The organism is Bacillus sp. MN7755, assembly GCF_054771475.1.
On record NZ_BTRL01000008.1, the window covers coordinates 135,402 to 154,439 of the forward strand.

Below are 19,038 nucleotides of genomic sequence, written 5' to 3' on the forward strand. Positions count from 1 at the left end.
GAAAATTTCGATATTTTCTGTTTTCTCTCTTTAACATTATAAAGTGCATTCATAGAAGGTGTAAAATTATTATTTTGTATTATAGTTTGAAAACGAGTAAATTAGATTAATTTTTTGTAAAACTTGTCGAAATATCATTCTATATAACGAATCATTTGTTATGATAGAAATGCTGAGAAAATATAAAATAGGGAGAGGAAAATGGCTGTGAAGAAATTGATAAGTGTCTTTTTATCATTCATACTATTGCTTTCATTTACTGGAACTTTAGTACAAGCAGAAGAAGCTACTTCTATGTCAGTAGAAAAAGCAATTCAAGTATTTAAGCAGCAAGGGAAAACGAAGGGGACAGTGGAAGGATATATTGTCGGATATACGCAAAGTCCTTCTAAGTACACGAAGGATCCGGCTAAGTTTGATGATACAAACGTAGCAATTGCGGATTCGCCAAATGAAACAAATCCAGACAAAATCATGCCTGTTCAGTTGCCAAAAGGCGATGTGAGATCGGCAGTAAACGTGAAAGATCATCCTGAAAATATTGGGAAGAAAGTTAGTTTAACAGGAACGCTTGAATTATATTTTAGTAGCCCAGGTTTAAAATCGGTAACAGCTCATAAGTTTCAAGGAGAAGGACAAAACCGTGTTAGCGATGTAGTAGCTTCACCTGGTGGCGGAGAAATTACGAAAGGCACAGCTGTAACGTTAACAACGAATACAGAAGGAGCAACAATCTACTATACGTTAGATGGCTCTAACCCTACAAATAAAAATGTTCTTTATAACGGACAAATTGTAGTAAATGAAAATAGTGTAATTAAAGCAATTGCAGAGAAAGAAGGGCTTACTTCTTCAGCAATTTCAACTTTTTCATTTGTTATCGTAAACAATGAACCGGTTCGTATTCATGATATTCAAGGGAAATCACATCTTTCTCCTTACAACGGGAAGAAAGTATACAATGTGGAAGGCGTTGTAACAGCGCTTGATAAAAATGGTTTTTATATAGAAGACAATCAGCCAGATAATGATCCAGCTACTTCAGAAGGTATGTACGTATACAAAAAAGATGCGAATGTAGCAGTAGGAGATCTTATTCAAGCTGATGGGGTAGTAGAAGAATATGTTGGGCCTGGATATGCAGAGCGATTTGAAACAGACTTAACGACGACAGAAATTAAAGCGAGTCGCGTTGCTGTAATCGCAAAAAATCAAGCTTTACCAGCACCGATTGTACTTGGAGAAAACGGTGTGAAAATTCCTGATCAAATTATCGATAATGATGCATTTGGTTTATTTGATCCAAGTGAAGATGCAATTGACTTTTATGAAAGTGTAGAAGGTATGCGCGTTACGATGCCAACGCCAAAAATTATTGCTCCTCAGAAAAACGGGAATTTATATGTAACAGTAAAAAATGGCGGGAATAAAGTCGTAACGAAATATGGTACACCTCTTTTAGATGAAAATCAATTAAATCCTGAGCGTCTTTCTGTAAAAGTACCTCGTGATTATGTAGCAAAAGTAGGAGATACTTTCACAGGAGATATAACAGGAGTAGTCGGATATGATTACGGTTCGTTCCGCATTGCGCCAATAACGGAATTACCATCTGTAGTAGACGGCGGATTTAAGCAAGTAGGGGCAAATATTCAGCCGCGTCTTGATAAGTTAACAGTTGCTACATATAACATTGAAAACTTCTCGGCGAATAAAAAAGAAACAACAGATGAAAAAGTAAAAGCATTAGCGTATTCTATTAAATACAATTTAAAAATGCCAGATATTATCGGTGTAGAGGAAATGCAAGATAATAACGGAACGCTTAATGACGGTACAACAGATGCTTCGTTAAGCGCAAAACGTATCATTGATGCAGTGCTAGAAATTCGTGGACCGAAGTATGAGTATGTAGAAATTGCTCCAAACAACAATCTAGACGGAGGAGCACCAGGAGCGAATATTCGCGTCGGTTTCTTCTATAACCCATCTCGCGTAAAACTAGCAGCAGTACCGAAGTTGCTAGATAAAAATGTTGTTCGTATTGGAGACGAAAATCCATTGTTTGAAAGTACACGTAAACCGCTAGCCGCAGAATTTACGTTCCAAGGACAAAATATTGTTGTCGTTGCCAATCACTTAAACTCAAAAATAGGAGATGCAACGCCATTTGGAAAAGTGCAGCCGCTCGTATTAAAGAGTGAAGAAAAACGAATTCAATTAGCACAAGAAGTAAATCATTTCGTACAAGGTATTCAGAAAAAGAACACGAATGCACCAGTTGTTGTGTTAGGGGATATGAACGATTTTGAGTTCGCTAAACCACTAAAAACACTAGAAGGAACAAACTTAAAAAATATGTTAAACACAGTGCCGAAAGAAAATCGCTACACGTACATTCATGAAGGCAATGCACAAGTGTTAGATCATATTTTAGTAACCAACAACATCGCACCACATACAATTTTAGATCCAGTACACTTAAACACAAACATTATGAAAGAGCACGGACGTGTAAGCGACCACGATCCAGTACTTGCTCAAATTGATTTGAAGAAAGCTTCTTAAATAGTCATGAAAGAACGTTTAGAGATATACTAAGCGTTCTTTTTCTGTAAAAATCATGTTAAAATTATTTGAAAGTTCAGTGTTTTTAGTGAGGAGGTTAAAGATGCAAGCATGGTTAAATGGAAAGCTAATGAATCAGCTTGCAATTTTTTTTAGTACAATCGTCATGCTTCAATTTCTAGCTGATGTAACAGGACTTACACAAACTTTAGATATTACATATAACTTAATACATACAGCAGCATCTTATATAACGTTTAGTTTGGCAGTTATTTTTACTTTAATCGGCGCAAGTAGAGAGTTAAGTAAATATGCAATTATTTTATTATGTTTAGTGGTAGGTATTAAAGCGATTTATTTTACGGCGGTCGTTATTTTATGGGGATTGGCTGGCGCGCCGTAAAAGGATAGTAAATAAAACCCCTAATTTCCAAGATAGTAAGGAAATTAGGGGTTTATTATACTTGAAATGCTTTTCTACACCGATCTCTTCTTTGCAGTCTTCTTTTATATTTTTTTCTATCGCGCTTTACGCCTTGTATATACATGAATAAGCTAACGAGAAGGAAGAAAGCACATTGCATCGTTAAAATGTACGGTGACATGCCTTGCAACGGTTGCTTTGGGTCATATAAATGAATAGGTGCTCCGCCTATTGTAGGGAATATTGTATTTAGCAGGACGTACGGAATGGAGTTAACTGCAAATGGAAATAGAATCGCCATATAGTCCTTTTGTGACCATGCAGATGCAGCAAGTCCTAAGAGGGCCATTAAACCTGCAAATAAAAAATTAATTCCGATATATACCGTAATGTAAGTGAGAGGCGCATCTAAATATAGGTTTGCGAACATTCCATCATCATTTATGATGCCTGAACCAGCTATAGGTTCTCCGTCTGGAATGGTTAATTTGCAAAATAATAACGATAAGATGAATGGAAATGTATAAAGAAATCCTCCGCAAAAAAACGTAACGATATATTTCGTTACTGAATAAGGAAATAAAGAAATTCCTTTACTCACGAACGGTTTAAAACCATCTGACTTATCGGAATTGTAACTTGTACTAAAGGGGAAACTCGCAATAACTGGCATTAATAATAAATAAACATCCATTTCATTGTCACGAAATCCAATCCATTTTATATCTGTTGATATAGGTCCGCTCGCAGCGTCTCCTAAATAACGAATGACATAATAATAGTGATAAATACAAATAAGAACAAATCCACTAAACATAATAATTAAAGAAACACGATTACAAAAAGCTTGCTTTATATTTAAACGAAGCGCACGCATCATGACTGAAAAAGCCTCCACTATTTTGATAAACTTGTCTATTTTATATATTACTATTAATTGTAAAGTTTTTCTTGTTTTTTATTTGATTATTTGAAAAAAGGGAAATTTATTCTTGTTAAGTAAGGTTTAGTTGAAATTAGTTTTTTCTAAAATATGGTTGACAATTAAGTATTACATTTGTAATCTTAATTATAGATTACAAATGTAATACGAGGGAGTGAAATATACTATGACAAATCAATTACCTAAAATATCTGAAGCAGAATTAGAAATTATGAAAGTACTTTGGTCGAAATCTCCACAAACAGCGAATGAAATTATAGAAGAACTGGAAGATGCAATGGACTGGAAACCGAAAACAATCCGTACATTAATTAATCGGTTGGTACAAAAGGAAGCCGTTTCTTATCATCAAGATAAAGGGCGTATGTACGCTTATTATCCGTTAGTATCACAAGATAATTATTTACAAGTTGAAACGAAGTCTTTGCTAAAGCGTTTTTGCGGCGCGGCGTTTAAGCCGTTACTTGTCAATTTCTTGAAAGAGGAGAAATTATCTTCAGAAGATATTAATGAACTAAAACGCATTTTAGATGAGAAGACAGAGGAGAATAAGAGGAAGGATCGATAACAATGATAGACATGCTTATAAATGTATACCTTCCTCATTTTTTTGATTGGCTTATAGAAACGTCACTTATGGCTAGCATATTAGTTGGATTTATTTTATGTATAAAAATTCTACTTAGAAATAAGTTAACACCCCGGTGGCAATATATGCTGTGGATTGTATTAATGATTAGACTCCTTTTACCATGGTCACCAGATAGCTCTTATAGCATTTATTCATTACTTTCCTATCGTTCTAGTGTATCGGAAGTTATTCCAAAAAATATGCCGTCGTCTACTGAGAGTATGATGAACATAGAAAGTGATCATACAGTGGAATTAGAATCAAATGCTGAAACTGTGACAAAAAATAGTAAACCTGAAGTAAATATGAGTGCGAAGCAACAGACTACATTTTCTTTATATAAAATTGCTCTATATGTTTGGCTAGTTGGGGTAATCGTATTAGCAGCTATAACGTTTATTACAAATAGACGGTTATATTCGTACATAAAGAAACAACCGGATATTACGGATGAACAGATCGTTACAATATTTAATCGCTGTAAGCAGTCTATGAAAATGAAGAAGGAAGTTTCATTACGTTTAGCAGGAAAGATTTCGAGCCCAACTGTGTTTAGTTTCTTCCGCCCGAAAGTATTACTATCAAAAAAACATATGAAAGTATTAAACGAGCAACAATTACAATATGTTTTTTACCATGAGTTAGCTCATATTAAGAGAAACGATGTAGCTGTAAATTGGATTATGTACAGCTTGCTCCTATTAAATTGGTTCAATCCGATTCTTTGGTACGCCTATTTTTGTATGCGAGAAGATCAAGAATTAGCCTGTGATGCATATGCACTTACTTTTATAGATAAAGAGGAACAACTTGCATACGGTCATACAATTATTACCCTTCTAGAACACTATTCCTATCAAGCACCAAGTCTAGCGAATTTAAGTAGAAATAAACGAACACTAAAAAGGAGAATCGTTATGATTAAAAAGTTCCAAAAGAAATCGTATCGTCTTTCTTTACTTGGGATTATTGTTATAGTTGCTATTGCATCTCTTTCTTTATTCAACGCACGTGCAGCGGAAGGGAAAGAAAAACAAGAGGATAAAGTAGAGCAGTCAAAGGATGCTTTCCAAAATGCTGTAGATATGCTGTATGGTACAGAAGAAAATGCGAAAAAAGAATATCATTATTCAGCAAGAGTGTATGAAGAAAAGACAGATTACTTATATTTAGCTGAAAAAGCTTTAACAAAAGATGAATTCCAGCAGTACATAAAATTATCTAAAGAAATTATTAATATACAGAAAAAAGGTGCTCCGAGAGATTCTGACTACGAGTCAACATTTTTTAGAGAAGAGCGTTTATTAAAAGCCGATCGTGACAAATTATATGCACTTTATGATCAATCAAAATCATTTGATGACAAAGTATACGAATCTTTAAATTACACGGTAAAGGAAGCGCAACAACATGTTGATTTTCAAATTAAGAAGCCAACGTACACAATTGAAGGATACAATCTGAAGGATGAAAATGTAGGTTATTTTATTAAGAGAAGACCTGAATTAATTATTGAATTAGAGTATACAAACGGAAAAGGAAACTATACAATTTATCAATCGCAAGTATTTGGAGAAAGTAAAGATCCGTTTCATGCTTTATTTGTTGTAGAAGAAAACATTGAACAGTACGAATTAGAAGGTAATCAAATATTCTACGCGACTCATAACTCGGATAGTAATTTACAAGGTATGAAGATGATTGTCCCTGCAAAAGGGAAAGATAGTGCGTATCAAATTGTCATTATTAATCATAGTTTAGAGCATCCAGGAGAAGCAGCATTTGATAAAAATGTAAATAAAGAAGAGTTAGAGAAGGTTATGCTTTCTATGTTGAAATAATAAAAAGGTATTCTTGAGACGTATATCTCAAGAACACCTTTTCCTTTTCTCTTTTCTTCTGATAAACTATGGACAGTATGATATAACTTGACTGGAATTTTTTTATACTGGAAATAATAAAAAAGAGAACTTGTCTAGAATGTAAGCGTGTGGTAATATCAAAGATGTACTGATTGACTATATTATCCAATTGGTCATTTTTGGAGGTGACGATGTGGCGATAGATCGAAAACGTTCTATTATTGAAGCTGCAACAAAGTCTTTTTCAGCGTTCGGTTATAAAGCAACAACGATGGATCAAGTAGCGAAGTTAGCGAATGTAGGAAAAGGAACGATTTATACTTTTTTCAAAAATAAAGAAGAGCTATTTGGTGAAATTATTTCTAATTTAATTACAGAAATGAAGCAAGTTGCAGAAAATGCAATTCGTTCAGATGTTTCATTTTTTGAAAATGTACATAGAGCATTATATAGCATATTAGAATTCAGAAAAGAACATCAGCTCATGATTAAGTTAATTCAAGAAGAGCGTGATATGGGAACGAAAGAAGTACAAGAAGTGATGCAACAAGTAGATGTGGAAATTGTTTCTGTCATTCAATCGTATTTAAAGATTGCGATTGATAAAGGTGAAATTAGCAAATGTGATCCAGAAATTACAGCATTTATTATGCTTCGCTTATACGTATCGCTTATTTTTGATTGGGAAAAAAATCATGAACCGCTAGAAAAAGAAAAAATCGCAGAATTATTTGAACTTTATTTATTAAAAGGATTGTCAAACTAAGATAATCCTTTTATTATTATAAAAAGTGACCGGTTGAACAAAATGGTCATATATTTAATTTAGGAGGGATAATAAAAATATTTACTTCATAGTAAGGAACAGTTGCATAGTATAAATTCGGGGATAAGGCATATGTATGAATAAGTATAGCCTTTTTGTTTGGGTAAAAATGACTAAATGAACATTTTGGTCATTTAATAAAGGGGGAGAAATGATGAAATGGAATCAGTTACTTCGTAAAGAGTTTACTGAAATTATAAAAAGTAAAAAAATATTAATTCCAATTATCGCGGTTCTATTCGTACCGATTTTATATGCGGGTATGTTTTTATGGGCCTTTTGGGATCCGTATAAACAGTTAGATGATTTACCAGTGGCGGTAGTTAATTTAGATAAAGGTGCAGTATTTGATGGGAAACCAATTGAGGTCGGAAAAGGGCTCGTTGATAATTTAAAAGATAATACAAGTTTTAAATGGGAGTTTGTAAGTGAAAAAGAAGCGAAAAAAGGAATAGAAGGTAGAAAGTATTACATGTTAGTACGCATTCCAGATGACTTCTCAAGTAACGCTACAACGTTATTAAAAGATGATCCAAAGCCATTAAACTTAGAATATATTCCAAACGAAAGCTTAAACTTCTTATCTTCACAAATTGGCGGAACAGCCATTGAAAAAATTAAAGGCGAAGTATCAAGTACGTTAACGAAAACATATGCAGAGAAAATGTTTGATTCCATTCAAGACGTCTCAAAAGGATTAGCAGATGGGGCAGAAGGTGCAAGTAAACTGCACGATGGATCAAGTGAGCTGCATGATGGTTCAAGTAAAGTGACGGATGGCCTTCATACACTGCAAGGAAAATCTGGGGAGATGAAGGATGGAGTTGGGAAATTATTTGATGGATCTGGGAAAGTGACAGCAGGTTTAAATACGTTAAATAGTAAAACAGGTGAGATGCAGATAGGTATAGGAAAACTATTTGATGGATCTGGAAAGGTGACAGCAGGCCTAAATACGTTAAATAGTAAAACAGGTGAGATGCAGACAGGTATAGGGAAATTACAGGATGGGTCTCAGAAAGTAACAGCAGGTTTAAATACGTTAAATAGTAAAACAGGTGAGATGCAGACAGGTATAGGGAAATTACAAGATGGGTCTCAGAAAGTAACAGCGGGTTTAAATACATTAGTAAGTAAGACAGGTGAATTAAAAACAGGAACAACCGATCTATCAAATGGTATGGAACAACTGGTTGGGGGACAAAGCCAATTAGAGGAAGCTTCTCAAAAAGTTGAAAAGGGTTTGCAAGATTTAAATAGTAAAGTGAAGAGTTCTGCTGTAGCTTTAGAGGAAATGCAGTCAAAAGGCCCTTCTATACTGAATACAGTAAATGAGAAAATAGATGGTGCTGGGGCGAATGTAAATCAGTTAAATGAACTTACGCAATCAACAGCAGGAGATGCAAAAACTGCAACGCAAGATGTAGCGAATTTACAAAAACAAATTGAGAATTTACCGAAAGAATATCAAGAGCAGTTACAACCATTCATAACAAGTGCTGTAAAGAGTACAGCGACAGTTCAGCAGAAAGCTATTAGAGTAGCAGGTGGAACAAATAAATTAAATGAAGAAGTAAAACAATTAAAAGATGAAATACATCAAAAAACAGGTAATGGGCAAAGCAAACTACCGAATACAGCAGAATTACAATCTTTAACTGTTGGTATTGATCAATTATCCAGTGCACAAAAAGGGTTTGTTGAAAAATTTCAAGGGTTTGGTGCAAAGTTAAATACTGCTAAAGAAGGCGCAAATAAATTTAAAAACGAATCCGGTCAATTAATTGATGCGATAAATCAATTAGCAGATGGTTCGGGTAAAGTAACAGGTGGCTTAGACACATTATCTGCAGGAGCAAATCAAATGGCAGGTGGTGTAAATCAATTAGCAGACGGCTCAAGTAAAGTAACAGGTGGTTTAGGCACGTTATCTGTAGGAGCAAGCCAAATGACAGGCGGAATAAATCAATTAGCAGACGGGTCAAACCAAGTAACAGGCGGCTTAGGTACATTATCTGTAGGAGCAGGCCAAATGACAGGCGGAATAACGCAATTAGCAAATGGATCCGACCAAGTGACAACAGGATTAAGTACATTGTCAACAGGTTCAACCCAGCTAATCGACGGAGTAAATAAACTAGCAGACGGATCAGGAAAAGTAACAGATGGTCTTGTAAAAGTAAACGATGGTTCAGGTGAACTTGCTGAGAAACTTGGCGAAGGGGCAGAGAAAACTGGTGAAGTAAAAGGAACGGATAAAACGTATGATATGTTTGCAAGCCCTGTAAAAGTGAAGACAGAGAAAATGGCGGAAGTTCCAAACTACGGAACTGGATTTACACCATATTTCTTATCACTTGGTTTATTTGTTGGGGCATTACTATTATCTATCGTATACCCATTACGCGATACAGTTGGTGTTCCAAAATCAGGATTTAGCTGGTTTATTAGTAAGTTTGGCGTATTACTATCAGTCGGTGTTATGCAAGCGGTAGTAGCTGATGTCATATTACTGTTCGGATTAGGTGTAGAAGTACAAAGCATTCCGTACTTCATACTCTTTAGCATCGTGACAAGCTTAGCGTTTATCGCACTAATTCAATGTTTAGTAACAGCATTTGGTGATGCAGGCCGTTTCATTGCCATCATCACATTAATTATTCAGCTTACAACGAGTGCCGGAACATTCCCACTAGAATTGATTCCGAAGTTTTTACAACCATTTAATGCTTGGCTACCGATGACATACTCTGTATCAGGATTGAAAGCAGTCGTATCAAGCGGAGACTTTAATTTCATGTGGCAAAATATTGGAATACTCATGATCTTTATCTTTGTGTTATCACTTGGAACAATTGCTTCATTAACTTGGATGCACAAACGACAATTTAGAAATATTGCTGAAAATCAAGCGGTTGAAGCATAGAAAAAAGCACCTTTTTGGTGCTTTTTTTATTTTCATGTAGGGCATCTTTTCTTTCGTCTCTATACCTTTTTAAAAGCTATAGAGACGAAAGAAAAGGATTTACAACAATTTACAGAGAAAACTAGAATAGAGGAGCTGATATGATGAAAGGAAATCTTACTTATTATTTTATCGTAAATCCGCTAATCATCTTTCTTGTTTACGCCCTTTCATCTATCTTGTTTCATAAAGAGAAATATACAAATATGAAAGATGCACTAGGAATACTTGTAGTTTACTATGTGCTAATTGGTGGGTATTACTTTATGGATGTTATAAGTAAAAGAATGAAGAAAAATAGTAAGGACAAATAAAAAATCAGTACATAAAAAACGATGGAGGACAACAAAATGACTGAAAGTGAAATGAAATTCAGGGATACGACAATTCGTAACTTTTTTGATAAAGAGGGTCGCCTAAAATCGATTCCAGGTCAAAAGAAGAAAAAACTAGTACTGTTAGAATATCTAATTAGCAAATTAAATGCTGAAAATCAATATACGGAAAAAGCAATGAATACTTTTATACAACAGTATCACGATGATTTTTGTACGATTAGACGTGAGTTTATTGTACACGGGTTTATGGATCGAGAGGATAATATGTACCATATAAACGGGAGAGAATTGTGGACGAAGTGGGAGGAGTTAAAATAAAAAGCTCTGTTATGGAAAACAGAGCCTTTTATTATTTATTCGGATGTAAAATTTTAAAATCGTAGGCGTAAATGGATTTACCACCTTTAACAGATGTAATAATTTGATCCATATCTTTAATTTTAGTAGTTTTAATTTTTTTACCGGTTATTAGAGAGTATGTTTCTATATAATACTTATCTTCTTGCTTTTCATTATAACGTAATACATATAATTGATCGTTTTCAAAATATGTTTGTTCATTATATCTAACGCCATCGGTTACATGGTAATCAATTTTGAATTTAAGATTAACTGCATTTGTTTCGGTATTAAAAGTTATGACCTCACCTAGTCCATTTATAAAAAATAATTCATTGTTATGTAGATAAGCGGAATTATTTTTTGTAAATGGTATGGAAGCTGTGGAATTCTCCTCGGAAGAAAGTAAAATTAAATCTTGTTTTAATGATTTTTTATCAATGCGTAATAAATATACTTTTCCTTTAATTGAATTATCATTCTCAATTAAAATCGTATAATAAAAATTTGAGTCACTTAAAATAGATGAGTAACTAGCATACGACATGTTTTTATCAAGATTAATTGTTGTAATGTCTTCAAGGTGCATAGTTGAATTATTAAATAGTAATTTTTTTAAGCTATGCTCATTTTTATCTATATCTTGAGTTAAGACTAAGACTTCATCTGTATTGACGCCAGAGCTAATAAGATAATGAGGGATATTTCCTTTATGAATCTGCTTTTGATTACCATAAATTACATTCGAATCATAATTTCCAGTAGAGGAGTTACTACCTGAATTGTAAATGTTAACAAATAAGCCTTGTTTTTTTAAATATATCCTTTGATCTCCTGTATGTTGGTATTTCATTTTAAAATTTTTAAAATCTTCTCCAATAAATTTAATATTATCTTTACTTTCTAGTACGATTTCTTTTTTGTTATCAGATACACCTATTCCTCCGAGTTCTAAACCATTCATTTTATATCCATGTGCTTTTTCATTTTTATCGATGAATATCGCATAACTAATCCCTCTACCATCCATATCTTGATCGGCAGTCGAAGAGAGATATATGACAGCTTGTTTATCTTTTAAAAAATCTTTTTTCTCAATATCTTCTTCAGATATTGAATTTACATTACTGTTTTTAAAGAAGAAAAAGTAGATGAGTGCTGCAATTAAAATTATGCTTAGAATAAGAACGATTATTTTTTTCACTGTTATGAGCTCCCTTTTATAAGAAGAAGTGCAACAAATATAGTTGTTGCACTTCTTCAGTATTAAATATAGCGAATTGTTGAGGTTTGTTTTGCGTCACGAACATCACGCGGATATACACCAGCACCACCATCTTTATCTAAATCTAGTCCGCCATGAAGTTGATAAGCCGACCAAATTAGTTTAGAACAGTTTTTAGCCCCATAATGTGTTGTACTTCTATTTGTAGCAAAATTATAAGAATATGAATCTTTACCTACACGATCTTTTGCCCACCATGCCGCATCATTTTTGTTTTGCCAAGATGTATTTACGGATTTTACTACCGCATCTCCTTTATCTACTTTACGGGATGTAGTACTAATTGTACGAACGCCATCACCTGGTACAGATTCTACAATTGTATTTGAACTATAATACATACCAACATGTCCATGATTTAAGTATGCAGTGTATGAGCCAGTATAGAAGAAATCCCCCATATTGCTGTTCCCTACTGAAACTGTACCACCACTAGCTCCTAAAGTATTCATTTTTTTACTTGCTTCTTTTTTACCTTGTTCTTCATCTGCTTTTAGTTCTTTATAAATTTGCTCAGAAACAGCTTCTTTTGTATTCCCAGTGTTGATTGCTAATTCATTAATACTAGATATTAATTCTTGTGTACTTACATCGGGTTGCATCTTTTTGATTTCATTTAAGTAAGGTAAATCATCACTTTTTGCAAAAGAAGCAGTAGGTACAACCACAGCAGAAGTTAATAACCCCATTGTTAACGTTAATGCATGTAGCTTTTTCATAATCCATCCCCTTTGTGTGATTTGTTTTTTTGGTAATTTTACCTGTATTTTATTTAAATGGTAAAATTATACTTAATAATAAATGATGGTTTTATAGCTGTAAATCGCATTTTAGTAATCAATTGTTGAGAAAGTTTGGTTTGTAATAGGTTTGAAAAATAAGGGTATTATGTTTTTAAGTGCAGATAAATTTATAATACAGTTTGTGTGAATATTTGTTTAAGGAATTAAAGGAGGGAATGATTATGGGGGGCTTTATAAAAATTATTCTTTAGTCGTACCATTTGTTATAATACGTGATATTCGTAATTTGTTATATTCTCTACGTTTCTTTGTTGAGAAATAAAAATAGTACTGTATTTGAACCTTCACTTTCAGTAATGTATATAATTGTCTCAATTCAGTTTTTCAACGGGGGCTCTTACAAATTAATAGTTTACTTCTTATAGTTCCACTTTAATAGTAACGATTAAAAAGATGGCCAGGTAAATATCTGAACCATCTTTAAAACATTTTATTCTTTCTCCCAATATATTTGTGGGAGGATTCCATTTTCACTTTATGAGAAATTATGAAATTGCGTCCTCTAATCGTTCTTTCTGACGAAGATGATGTGCAAAATGCATAGAAATAAGCTGGAACCATTCTGCTGCATGTAAGTAACCAAGCCCAGGGTGCTTTACTTTACAATCACTTGGAATAGAAGAAAGTGTTGGCTCAATGTCTTTAACAACTGTAATTAATTCTAGAATACGTTTTTGTATTTCTTCTTTATTAGAGGGATTTTCAGGTGTATATCCAGGATGATTTGGTACTTTGATTTGTATATTTGGAAAAGCACCAAGTTCATATACTTTTTCACCCATATCCGTTTTCTTGTTTGTTGCTGATGGTGTTTCAGTTTTACATTTCGCAATGGCATCTAACTGCATATATGTAGAGGCAATTAAATGATTATACATTTGACCAAGAGACCATTCTTCGCTAGACGGCTTCGTCCTAAATTGTTCTATAGAGTACTTTTCTAATTCCTCTATGTAGTACGTTGCTAACTCTTCAAATTTCTTCATATCACTAACTCCTTTTTATGAAAATGTATTTGTTACTACCTACTATAAAGAAGTAATGCTGACAACATTATGTCAGTAGTGAAATGCAAAAATTAAAGTTGTAACATTTTCTTTGCTTCATCACGGATTTTTTCAGATAGAACGTTTGGCTCAAGTACTTGCACTTGGCTTCCCCAGCTCAAGACCCATTGAAACACTTCATCTATGTTTCTTGATTTCAAAAAGACGTGAAAACCATCATTTCTATGTTCGTATGAATCTATAAAGAAGTATCGTGATTCAATAATTTTATGTGCAATATGGGATGGGAATAATAAATGAATCATCACAGTACGGTTGCTTTCAGGCTGATATTCTTGCAAAGAAAAGTCTTCGGGTTTTATAAAGAATTCTTGTTCTTGTTGTAGTCCATCCATTCGATCTAAACGGAAATTACGTATTTGTTTTCGAAGTAAACAATGGGCAACGATGTACCAAATTCCTGAAATATTGACTAATCCGTAAGGATGAACGGTCCGTTTTATTTTTGTAGTTTCTCTCGGTTTCAGATAAGAAAAAGAGATAGCCTGTTCTTTTTGAATAGCTTCTTGCAATAGGAGAATTTGATTTTCTAGCTTTTCTTGTTCAGATTGCTGATGTGAAAATATAGGAGAAAGGAAACGAAAAGTTCCTCGTAATTCCTGAGCTTTCTTTTGTTGGTCAGCAGGGAGAACAATTTCAAGTTTCTCTTTTGCTGATTGTGCATGTACAGAAAAAGAAGAAGTGAAAGTTTTCTCGATATAATCACCGCCTAATAAAAGAGTAACAGCCTCTTCAGGCGTAAGTTGAATGGGTGGTAAGAAATAACCATCCATTAATGAGTAGCCGTGGCCGGGCATGGCGAAAAGTGGGACGCCAGATTCACTAAGTGCATCCATGTCTCGATAAATCGTTCTTATACTTGTCTCAAATTTTTCCGCTAAGCTTTGTGCTGTAACAGTTTGTCTTCTTTGTAATTCAATTAGTATAGCTAATAAACGATCCGTCCGATTCATGAAATATCTCCTTTTATTTTTAATAAATATGCCTCCTGTAAACTTCTAAAACTAATATAAATTTCCTTCCCATTAACATACTTTTCCCTATGTATAATATTAATATAGTAAAATCATAACAACCCATGTTGCAGTTTCCAATAATATACTATATAATCAGTTTAAGAAAACGTTTTCATGCAAAGGGGGAGAATTTCGTGTCGACTATAGAGGACGTGGCGAAATTAGCGGGGTTATCAAGGACAACGGTTTCTAGGGTGATTAATAATCATCCATATGTTTCAGATGAGAAGAAAAAAAGGGTTCAATTAGCAATGAAGCATTTAGGCTTCGTTCCTAATTCTGCGGCGAGAAGGCTTCGTAAACAAAAGACGGAAACAATTGCGGTGCTAGTTCCAAGGATTACAAATCCTTTCTTCAGTAGATTTATCGAAGCAATCGAGATTGCTGCTTCTGAACATAAATATAAACTGATTATTTGTCAAACAAGATATTTACCGGAAAAAGAGATGGAGTATTTACAATTATTATCTACGAAACAAGTAGATGGGATTATTCTATGTTCACTAGAAAATCCGTGGGAAGATGTAGAGCCATACTTACAGCACGGTCCAATCGTGTTATGTAATGAATATATTGAGGAAGCAAATGTTCCGACAGTGAAGTTTGATCATGCGCAAGGAGCATACATAGCTGCTAAGCATGTGTTAGAACAAGGATATCGTAATCTTATTTTTTGCCGTGGAAACGAAACCAAAGTTGTTAGTCAACAGCGAAAAATGGGCTTTTTACGTGCCATAACGGAGAAGAGCCGCCAAGTAGAAGCGATCGATTTTCTTGAAAACGCTTTCTCTTGGGAGGACGGAAAGCGCATATTCCATGAAGTATTAAAGGACAAAAAAAATCCTACCGCGATTTTGGCAGGAGGCGATGAAGTAGCAGCTGGAATTATTTCAGAGGCGAAACGCCATGACTGGAGCATTCCAGATGATCTCGCTGTTATCGGTTTTGATAATCAAATTTTATCACAGATTACAGAGCCAGGTATTACGACAATTGAACAGCCAATCGATGAGATGGCCCGAAAAGTTGTCGACCTGATGATGGATAAAATCCATACGAAAAATTATCGAAAAAAAGAATTGTATGAGTTTGAACTGGAGCTCTTGGTGAAAGGTTCAACGATGAAGGATACGATGTTATTAGCCTAGTAGACTATGTCTGCTAGGTTTTTTTATGTTCATAAACTACTATTCTTCGTGAACGCAGTCATCACATTTGTTATGGTATGCTTCGTGTTGCTCATCAATTTCTTTCCCGCAGTGCGCACAAGTTTTCGTCGGTAAATTTCTGAAAAACTCCATTGGTTGATCGATCATGTCAATCCCTCCATTTCCATTTCTTACTATCATTGTATTAGTACAAAAAATAAAAGTCAATAACTGTTTTATAACAAAATTGAAAATTAATGAAAAAGTTTAGGAAATGGATTATAGTTAACAATGTAGAATGTAAGTGAAACATGCATTCCTACTCGGTTTTAGAAAGGATGGATACATATGAAAATGACTGTTGTCGGCTTTTGGGGCGGCTTTCCAGAAGCGGGAGAAGCAACGTCGGGGTATTTGTTTGAACACGATGGATTTCGTTTACTTGTAGACTGTGGTAGTGGTGTACTAGCACAGCTTCAAAAATATATAACACCATCTGATATAGATGCAGTTGTACTTTCGCATTATCATCACGATCATGTTGCAGACATTGGGGTATTGCAATATGCGAGATTAATTACGAGTGCGACAAAAGGGCAACTACCGGAATTACCAATATACGGTCATACGTTTGACGAGAATGGATTCCATTCTTTAACACATGAACCACATACGAAAGGAATCGCGTACAATCCAGAAGAAACACTTCAAGTTGGACCGTTCTCGATTTCATTCTTAAAAACTGTTCATCCTGTTACATGCTTTGCGATGCGTATTACAGCTGGTAGTGACGCTGTAGTATATAGCGCGGATTCCAGTTATATTCCTGAATTTATTCCATTCACAAAAGATGCTGATCTTTTCATTTGTGAGTGTAATATGTATGCACATCAGGAAGCAGCGAAAGCAGGGCATATGAATAGTACAGAAGTGGCAAGTATTGCGAAGGATGCAAATGTAAAAGAACTTCTATTAACGCACTTACCGCATACAGGCAACCCATCTGATTTAGTAACAGAAGCAAAACAAATTTTCAGTGGCCATATTACGCTAGCGCATAGTGGCTACGTATGGAACTCATGAGGTGATACGATGTTATTTATTGATAATAAAGGAATTACAGACCCTAGAATAAACTTAGCAATTGAAGAATATTGTGTGAAGAATTTAGATATTAACGAAACATACTTACTGTTCTACATTAACGAACCTTCCATTATCATTGGTAAAAACCAAAACACAGTAGAAGAAATTAATGCAGATTACGTAAAAGAAAAAGGGATTCATGTCGTTCGTCGTCTATCTGGCGGAGGCGCAGTATATCACGATTTAGGAAACTTAAACTTCAGCTTTATTACGAAAGATGATGGAGACAGTTTCAGCAACTTCAAAAAATTCACAGAGCCTGTAACGAAAGCGCTTGGTAAATTAGGCGTAAATGCAGAACTAAGTGGTCGTAACGACATTTTAGCTGAAGGTAGAAAAATTTCGGGTAATGCGCAGTTCTCAACGAAAGGTCGTATGTTCAGTCACGGTACGTTACTATTTGACTCTGAAATCGATCACGTCGTATCAGCGTTAAAAGTAAAAATGGATAAAATCCAATCAAAAGGTATTAAATCAATCCGTAGCCGCGTTGCGAACATTACTGAGTTCTTAAACGAAAAAATGACGACAGAAGAGTTTAGACAACTTCTTCTAGAAACAATTTTCGAAGGAGAAACAGAAATTCCAACGTATGAATTAACAGAAAATGATTGGAAAGAAATCCATAAACTATCTGAAGAACGCTACCAAAATTGGGACTGGAACTACGGAAAATCTCCGAAGTTCAACTTACAACATTCACACCGCTTCCCAGTTGGACAAGTTGACGTTCGTCTTGAAGTGAAAAAAGGAACAGTAACAGAATGTAAAATTTACGGTGATTTCTTCGGTTCATTAGATGTGCATGACATTGAAGAGCGTCTAACAGGTGTACAATTTGATAAAGATGCATTCACTGCAGCTTTAGAAGGCGTAGATATTAAACGCTACTTCGGTAATATTACAACAGAAGATTTCTTACATTTATTCTTCTAAAAATAAGGGAGGCTGCCGTAATGGACAGCCTCTTTTTTTGCGTAAATTATCGCGTTTTGTCGGTAAGTCGATATATTAGAAAAATCGCCGATATAATTTCATATACCATAAAATCACAGGACATTTGCCTCCCATAAAGGAGTATATATATTCAAAAGGAGGCGGATTGAAATGAAGAGGGTAATGTACGTTGTATTACTATTCAGTTTCGTTATCGGAATGGCAGCTTGTAACGATGAAACGTCTTCAGATCGCACACTTTTATCTATTGGAAAGCCAGCGAAAGATAATGTTATATATTTTACGCATACAGATAACAGACGAAAGATAGCTGATATACAAACTATGTTTCAAAATAAGAAATGGAAAAGAAATGAAGCTTTTAGTACGGTGAATAAAACGCCAGATCTTGTCTTTTCGATAGATGACAATAAAGGGTTACCGACGTTATATGTTACATTGTTTTTTCATGAAGATGGAGCGGACGTTCTTAACTTGTATGGGGAGTATACGAGCTTGAATAAAGAGGAACTTGCAATGCTGAGAGAAAAGATGAGTGCATATTATCCTGAAATGATTTTAGCCTTCGTTTCATAGTGTGCTAACAAATGAAATTCCCTTATCCTTCCAAAGTAAACTAAGAGGAGGTGACCTGTGTATATGCAGTTAATGGAATAACACTTGCCACTTTAATTTTCTTTTAATATAATTAATTTAGAATTTTTAAATATTCTAAATTTT

General features: G+C 34.4%; 18 protein-coding genes. 12 read left to right on the plus strand and 6 right to left on the minus strand.

Annotated features, from left to right (window positions below; genetic code table 11):
* Nucleotides 1-201: 201 nt before the first annotated feature.
* The gene (locus ACYVEC_RS07725; protein ID WP_063222374.1) at nt 202-2,568 is read left to right on the plus strand and encodes a DUF6359 domain-containing protein; all 2,367 of its coding nucleotides are present in this window, start codon (nt 202-204) and stop codon (nt 2,566-2,568) included.
* Nucleotides 2,569-2,671: 103 nt separating this feature from the next.
* Nucleotides 2,672-2,971 (plus strand): hypothetical protein, encoded by a 300-nt coding sequence (locus tag ACYVEC_RS07730; protein ID WP_063222373.1) that lies wholly within the window; start codon nt 2,672-2,674, stop codon nt 2,969-2,971.
* Between the two features lie 55 nt (nt 2,972-3,026).
* Here the strand turns inward: ACYVEC_RS07730 and ACYVEC_RS07735 are convergent, their stop codons facing one another.
* Complete coding sequence (locus ACYVEC_RS07735) at nt 3,027-3,872, minus strand: hypothetical protein (RefSeq protein WP_063222372.1); 846 nt, start codon at nt 3,870-3,872, stop codon at nt 3,027-3,029.
* Nucleotides 3,873-4,101: 229 nt separating this feature from the next.
* Here ACYVEC_RS07735 and ACYVEC_RS07740 point away from each other — a divergent pair, with 229 nt between their 5' ends.
* The 6 genes from ACYVEC_RS07740 (at nt 4,102) to ACYVEC_RS07765 (ending at nt 10,875) form a co-directional block, all read left to right on the plus strand.
* A complete protein-coding gene (locus tag ACYVEC_RS07740; protein ID WP_063222371.1) occupies nt 4,102-4,503 on the plus strand; it encodes a BlaI/MecI/CopY family transcriptional regulator in 402 nt (133 codons plus the stop codon).
* 2 nt (nt 4,504-4,505) lie between these two features.
* A complete protein-coding gene (locus tag ACYVEC_RS07745; protein ID WP_063222370.1) occupies nt 4,506-6,407 on the plus strand; it encodes a M56 family metallopeptidase in 1,902 nt (633 codons plus the stop codon).
* A gap of 214 nt (nt 6,408-6,621) precedes the next feature.
* A complete protein-coding gene (locus tag ACYVEC_RS07750; RefSeq protein WP_000963375.1) occupies nt 6,622-7,194 on the plus strand; it encodes a TetR/AcrR family transcriptional regulator in 573 nt (190 codons plus the stop codon).
* Nucleotides 7,195-7,408: 214 nt separating this feature from the next.
* Nucleotides 7,409-10,180, plus strand: coding sequence for a YhgE/Pip family protein (locus ACYVEC_RS07755; protein ID WP_460506085.1), 2,772 nt, complete (start codon nt 7,409-7,411; stop codon nt 10,178-10,180).
* Between the two features lie 140 nt (nt 10,181-10,320).
* Nucleotides 10,321-10,533 carry a hypothetical protein gene (locus ACYVEC_RS07760; RefSeq protein WP_460506087.1) on the plus strand — a complete coding sequence of 71 codons (213 nt, stop codon included), beginning with the start codon at nt 10,321-10,323 and terminating at the stop codon, nt 10,531-10,533.
* Nucleotides 10,534-10,569: 36 nt separating this feature from the next.
* On the plus strand, nt 10,570-10,875 hold the full coding sequence (locus ACYVEC_RS07765) for a DUF2087 domain-containing protein (RefSeq protein WP_128974544.1): 306 nt from the start codon (nt 10,570-10,572) through the stop codon (nt 10,873-10,875).
* A 31-nt stretch (nt 10,876-10,906) separates the two neighbouring features.
* Here the strand turns inward: ACYVEC_RS07765 and ACYVEC_RS07770 are convergent, their stop codons facing one another.
* The 4 genes from ACYVEC_RS07770 to ACYVEC_RS07785 all read right to left on the minus strand — a co-directional run bounded on the left by ACYVEC_RS07770 (nt 10,907) and on the right by ACYVEC_RS07785 (nt 15,004).
* Nucleotides 10,907-12,100 carry a hypothetical protein gene (locus ACYVEC_RS07770; protein ID WP_336448385.1) on the minus strand — a complete coding sequence of 398 codons (1,194 nt, stop codon included), beginning with the start codon at nt 12,098-12,100 and terminating at the stop codon, nt 10,907-10,909.
* Between the two features lie 62 nt (nt 12,101-12,162).
* Entirely contained in the window at nt 12,163-12,900 is a 738-nt protein-coding gene (locus ACYVEC_RS07775; RefSeq protein ID WP_336448386.1) for a hypothetical protein, read from the minus strand.
* Nucleotides 12,901-13,469: 569 nt separating this feature from the next.
* Nucleotides 13,470-13,970, minus strand: coding sequence for a DinB family protein (locus ACYVEC_RS07780; RefSeq protein WP_336448387.1), 501 nt, complete (start codon nt 13,968-13,970; stop codon nt 13,470-13,472).
* A gap of 92 nt (nt 13,971-14,062) precedes the next feature.
* Nucleotides 14,063-15,004, minus strand: coding sequence for a helix-turn-helix transcriptional regulator (locus ACYVEC_RS07785; RefSeq protein ID WP_336448388.1), 942 nt, complete (start codon nt 15,002-15,004; stop codon nt 14,063-14,065).
* 197 nt (nt 15,005-15,201) lie between these two features.
* On the opposite strand from ACYVEC_RS07785, the gene ACYVEC_RS07790 reads away from it, so the two are divergent.
* Complete coding sequence (locus tag ACYVEC_RS07790) at nt 15,202-16,215, plus strand: LacI family DNA-binding transcriptional regulator (RefSeq protein ID WP_000103726.1); 1,014 nt, start codon at nt 15,202-15,204, stop codon at nt 16,213-16,215.
* 39 nt (nt 16,216-16,254) lie between these two features.
* Here the strand turns inward: ACYVEC_RS07790 and yhfH are convergent, their stop codons facing one another.
* Nucleotides 16,255-16,383, minus strand: a complete 129-nt coding sequence (gene yhfH, locus ACYVEC_RS07795; RefSeq protein ID WP_000567010.1) for a protein YhfH — start codon at nt 16,381-16,383, stop codon at nt 16,255-16,257.
* A gap of 180 nt (nt 16,384-16,563) precedes the next feature.
* Here yhfH and ACYVEC_RS07800 point away from each other — a divergent pair, with 180 nt between their 5' ends.
* The 3 genes from ACYVEC_RS07800 (at nt 16,564) to ACYVEC_RS07810 (ending at nt 18,894) form a co-directional block, all read left to right on the plus strand.
* Nucleotides 16,564-17,298 (plus strand): MBL fold metallo-hydrolase, encoded by a 735-nt coding sequence (locus ACYVEC_RS07800; protein ID WP_071758331.1) that lies wholly within the window; start codon nt 16,564-16,566, stop codon nt 17,296-17,298.
* Between the two features lie 9 nt (nt 17,299-17,307).
* Entirely contained in the window at nt 17,308-18,297 is a 990-nt protein-coding gene (locus ACYVEC_RS07805; protein WP_000897268.1) for a lipoate--protein ligase, read from the plus strand.
* Nucleotides 18,298-18,468: 171 nt separating this feature from the next.
* On the plus strand, nt 18,469-18,894 hold the full coding sequence (locus ACYVEC_RS07810) for a hypothetical protein (protein ID WP_336448389.1): 426 nt from the start codon (nt 18,469-18,471) through the stop codon (nt 18,892-18,894).
* The last annotated feature ends 144 nt before the right edge of the window (nt 18,895-19,038 follow it).

Coding starts and splice junctions, on each gene's coding strand:
- ACYVEC_RS07755 (WP_460506085.1), top strand. CDS start 7,409: ATGAAATGGAATCAGTTACTTCGTAAAGAGTTTACTGAAATTATAAAA.
- ACYVEC_RS07805 (WP_000897268.1), top strand. CDS start 17,308: ATGTTATTTATTGATAATAAAGGAATTACAGACCCTAGAATAAACTTA.
- ACYVEC_RS07760 (WP_460506087.1), top strand. CDS start 10,321: ATGATGAAAGGAAATCTTACTTATTATTTTATCGTAAATCCGCTAATC.
- ACYVEC_RS07740 (WP_063222371.1), top strand. CDS start 4,102: ATGACAAATCAATTACCTAAAATATCTGAAGCAGAATTAGAAATTATG.
- ACYVEC_RS07765 (WP_128974544.1), top strand. CDS start 10,570: ATGACTGAAAGTGAAATGAAATTCAGGGATACGACAATTCGTAACTTT.
- ACYVEC_RS07780 (WP_336448387.1), bottom strand. CDS start 13,970: ATGAAGAAATTTGAAGAGTTAGCAACGTACTACATAGAGGAATTAGAA.
- ACYVEC_RS07735 (WP_063222372.1), bottom strand. CDS start 3,872: ATGATGCGTGCGCTTCGTTTAAATATAAAGCAAGCTTTTTGTAATCGT.
- ACYVEC_RS07775 (WP_336448386.1), bottom strand. CDS start 12,900: ATGAAAAAGCTACATGCATTAACGTTAACAATGGGGTTATTAACTTCT.
- ACYVEC_RS07745 (WP_063222370.1), top strand. CDS start 4,506: ATGATAGACATGCTTATAAATGTATACCTTCCTCATTTTTTTGATTGG.
- ACYVEC_RS07810 (WP_336448389.1), top strand. CDS start 18,469: ATGAAGAGGGTAATGTACGTTGTATTACTATTCAGTTTCGTTATCGGA.
- ACYVEC_RS07725 (WP_063222374.1), top strand. CDS start 202: ATGGCTGTGAAGAAATTGATAAGTGTCTTTTTATCATTCATACTATTG.
- ACYVEC_RS07785 (WP_336448388.1), bottom strand. CDS start 15,004: ATGAATCGGACGGATCGTTTATTAGCTATACTAATTGAATTACAAAGA.
- ACYVEC_RS07730 (WP_063222373.1), top strand. CDS start 2,672: ATGCAAGCATGGTTAAATGGAAAGCTAATGAATCAGCTTGCAATTTTT.
- ACYVEC_RS07800 (WP_071758331.1), top strand. CDS start 16,564: ATGAAAATGACTGTTGTCGGCTTTTGGGGCGGCTTTCCAGAAGCGGGA.
- yhfH (WP_000567010.1), bottom strand. CDS start 16,383: ATGATCGATCAACCAATGGAGTTTTTCAGAAATTTACCGACGAAAACT.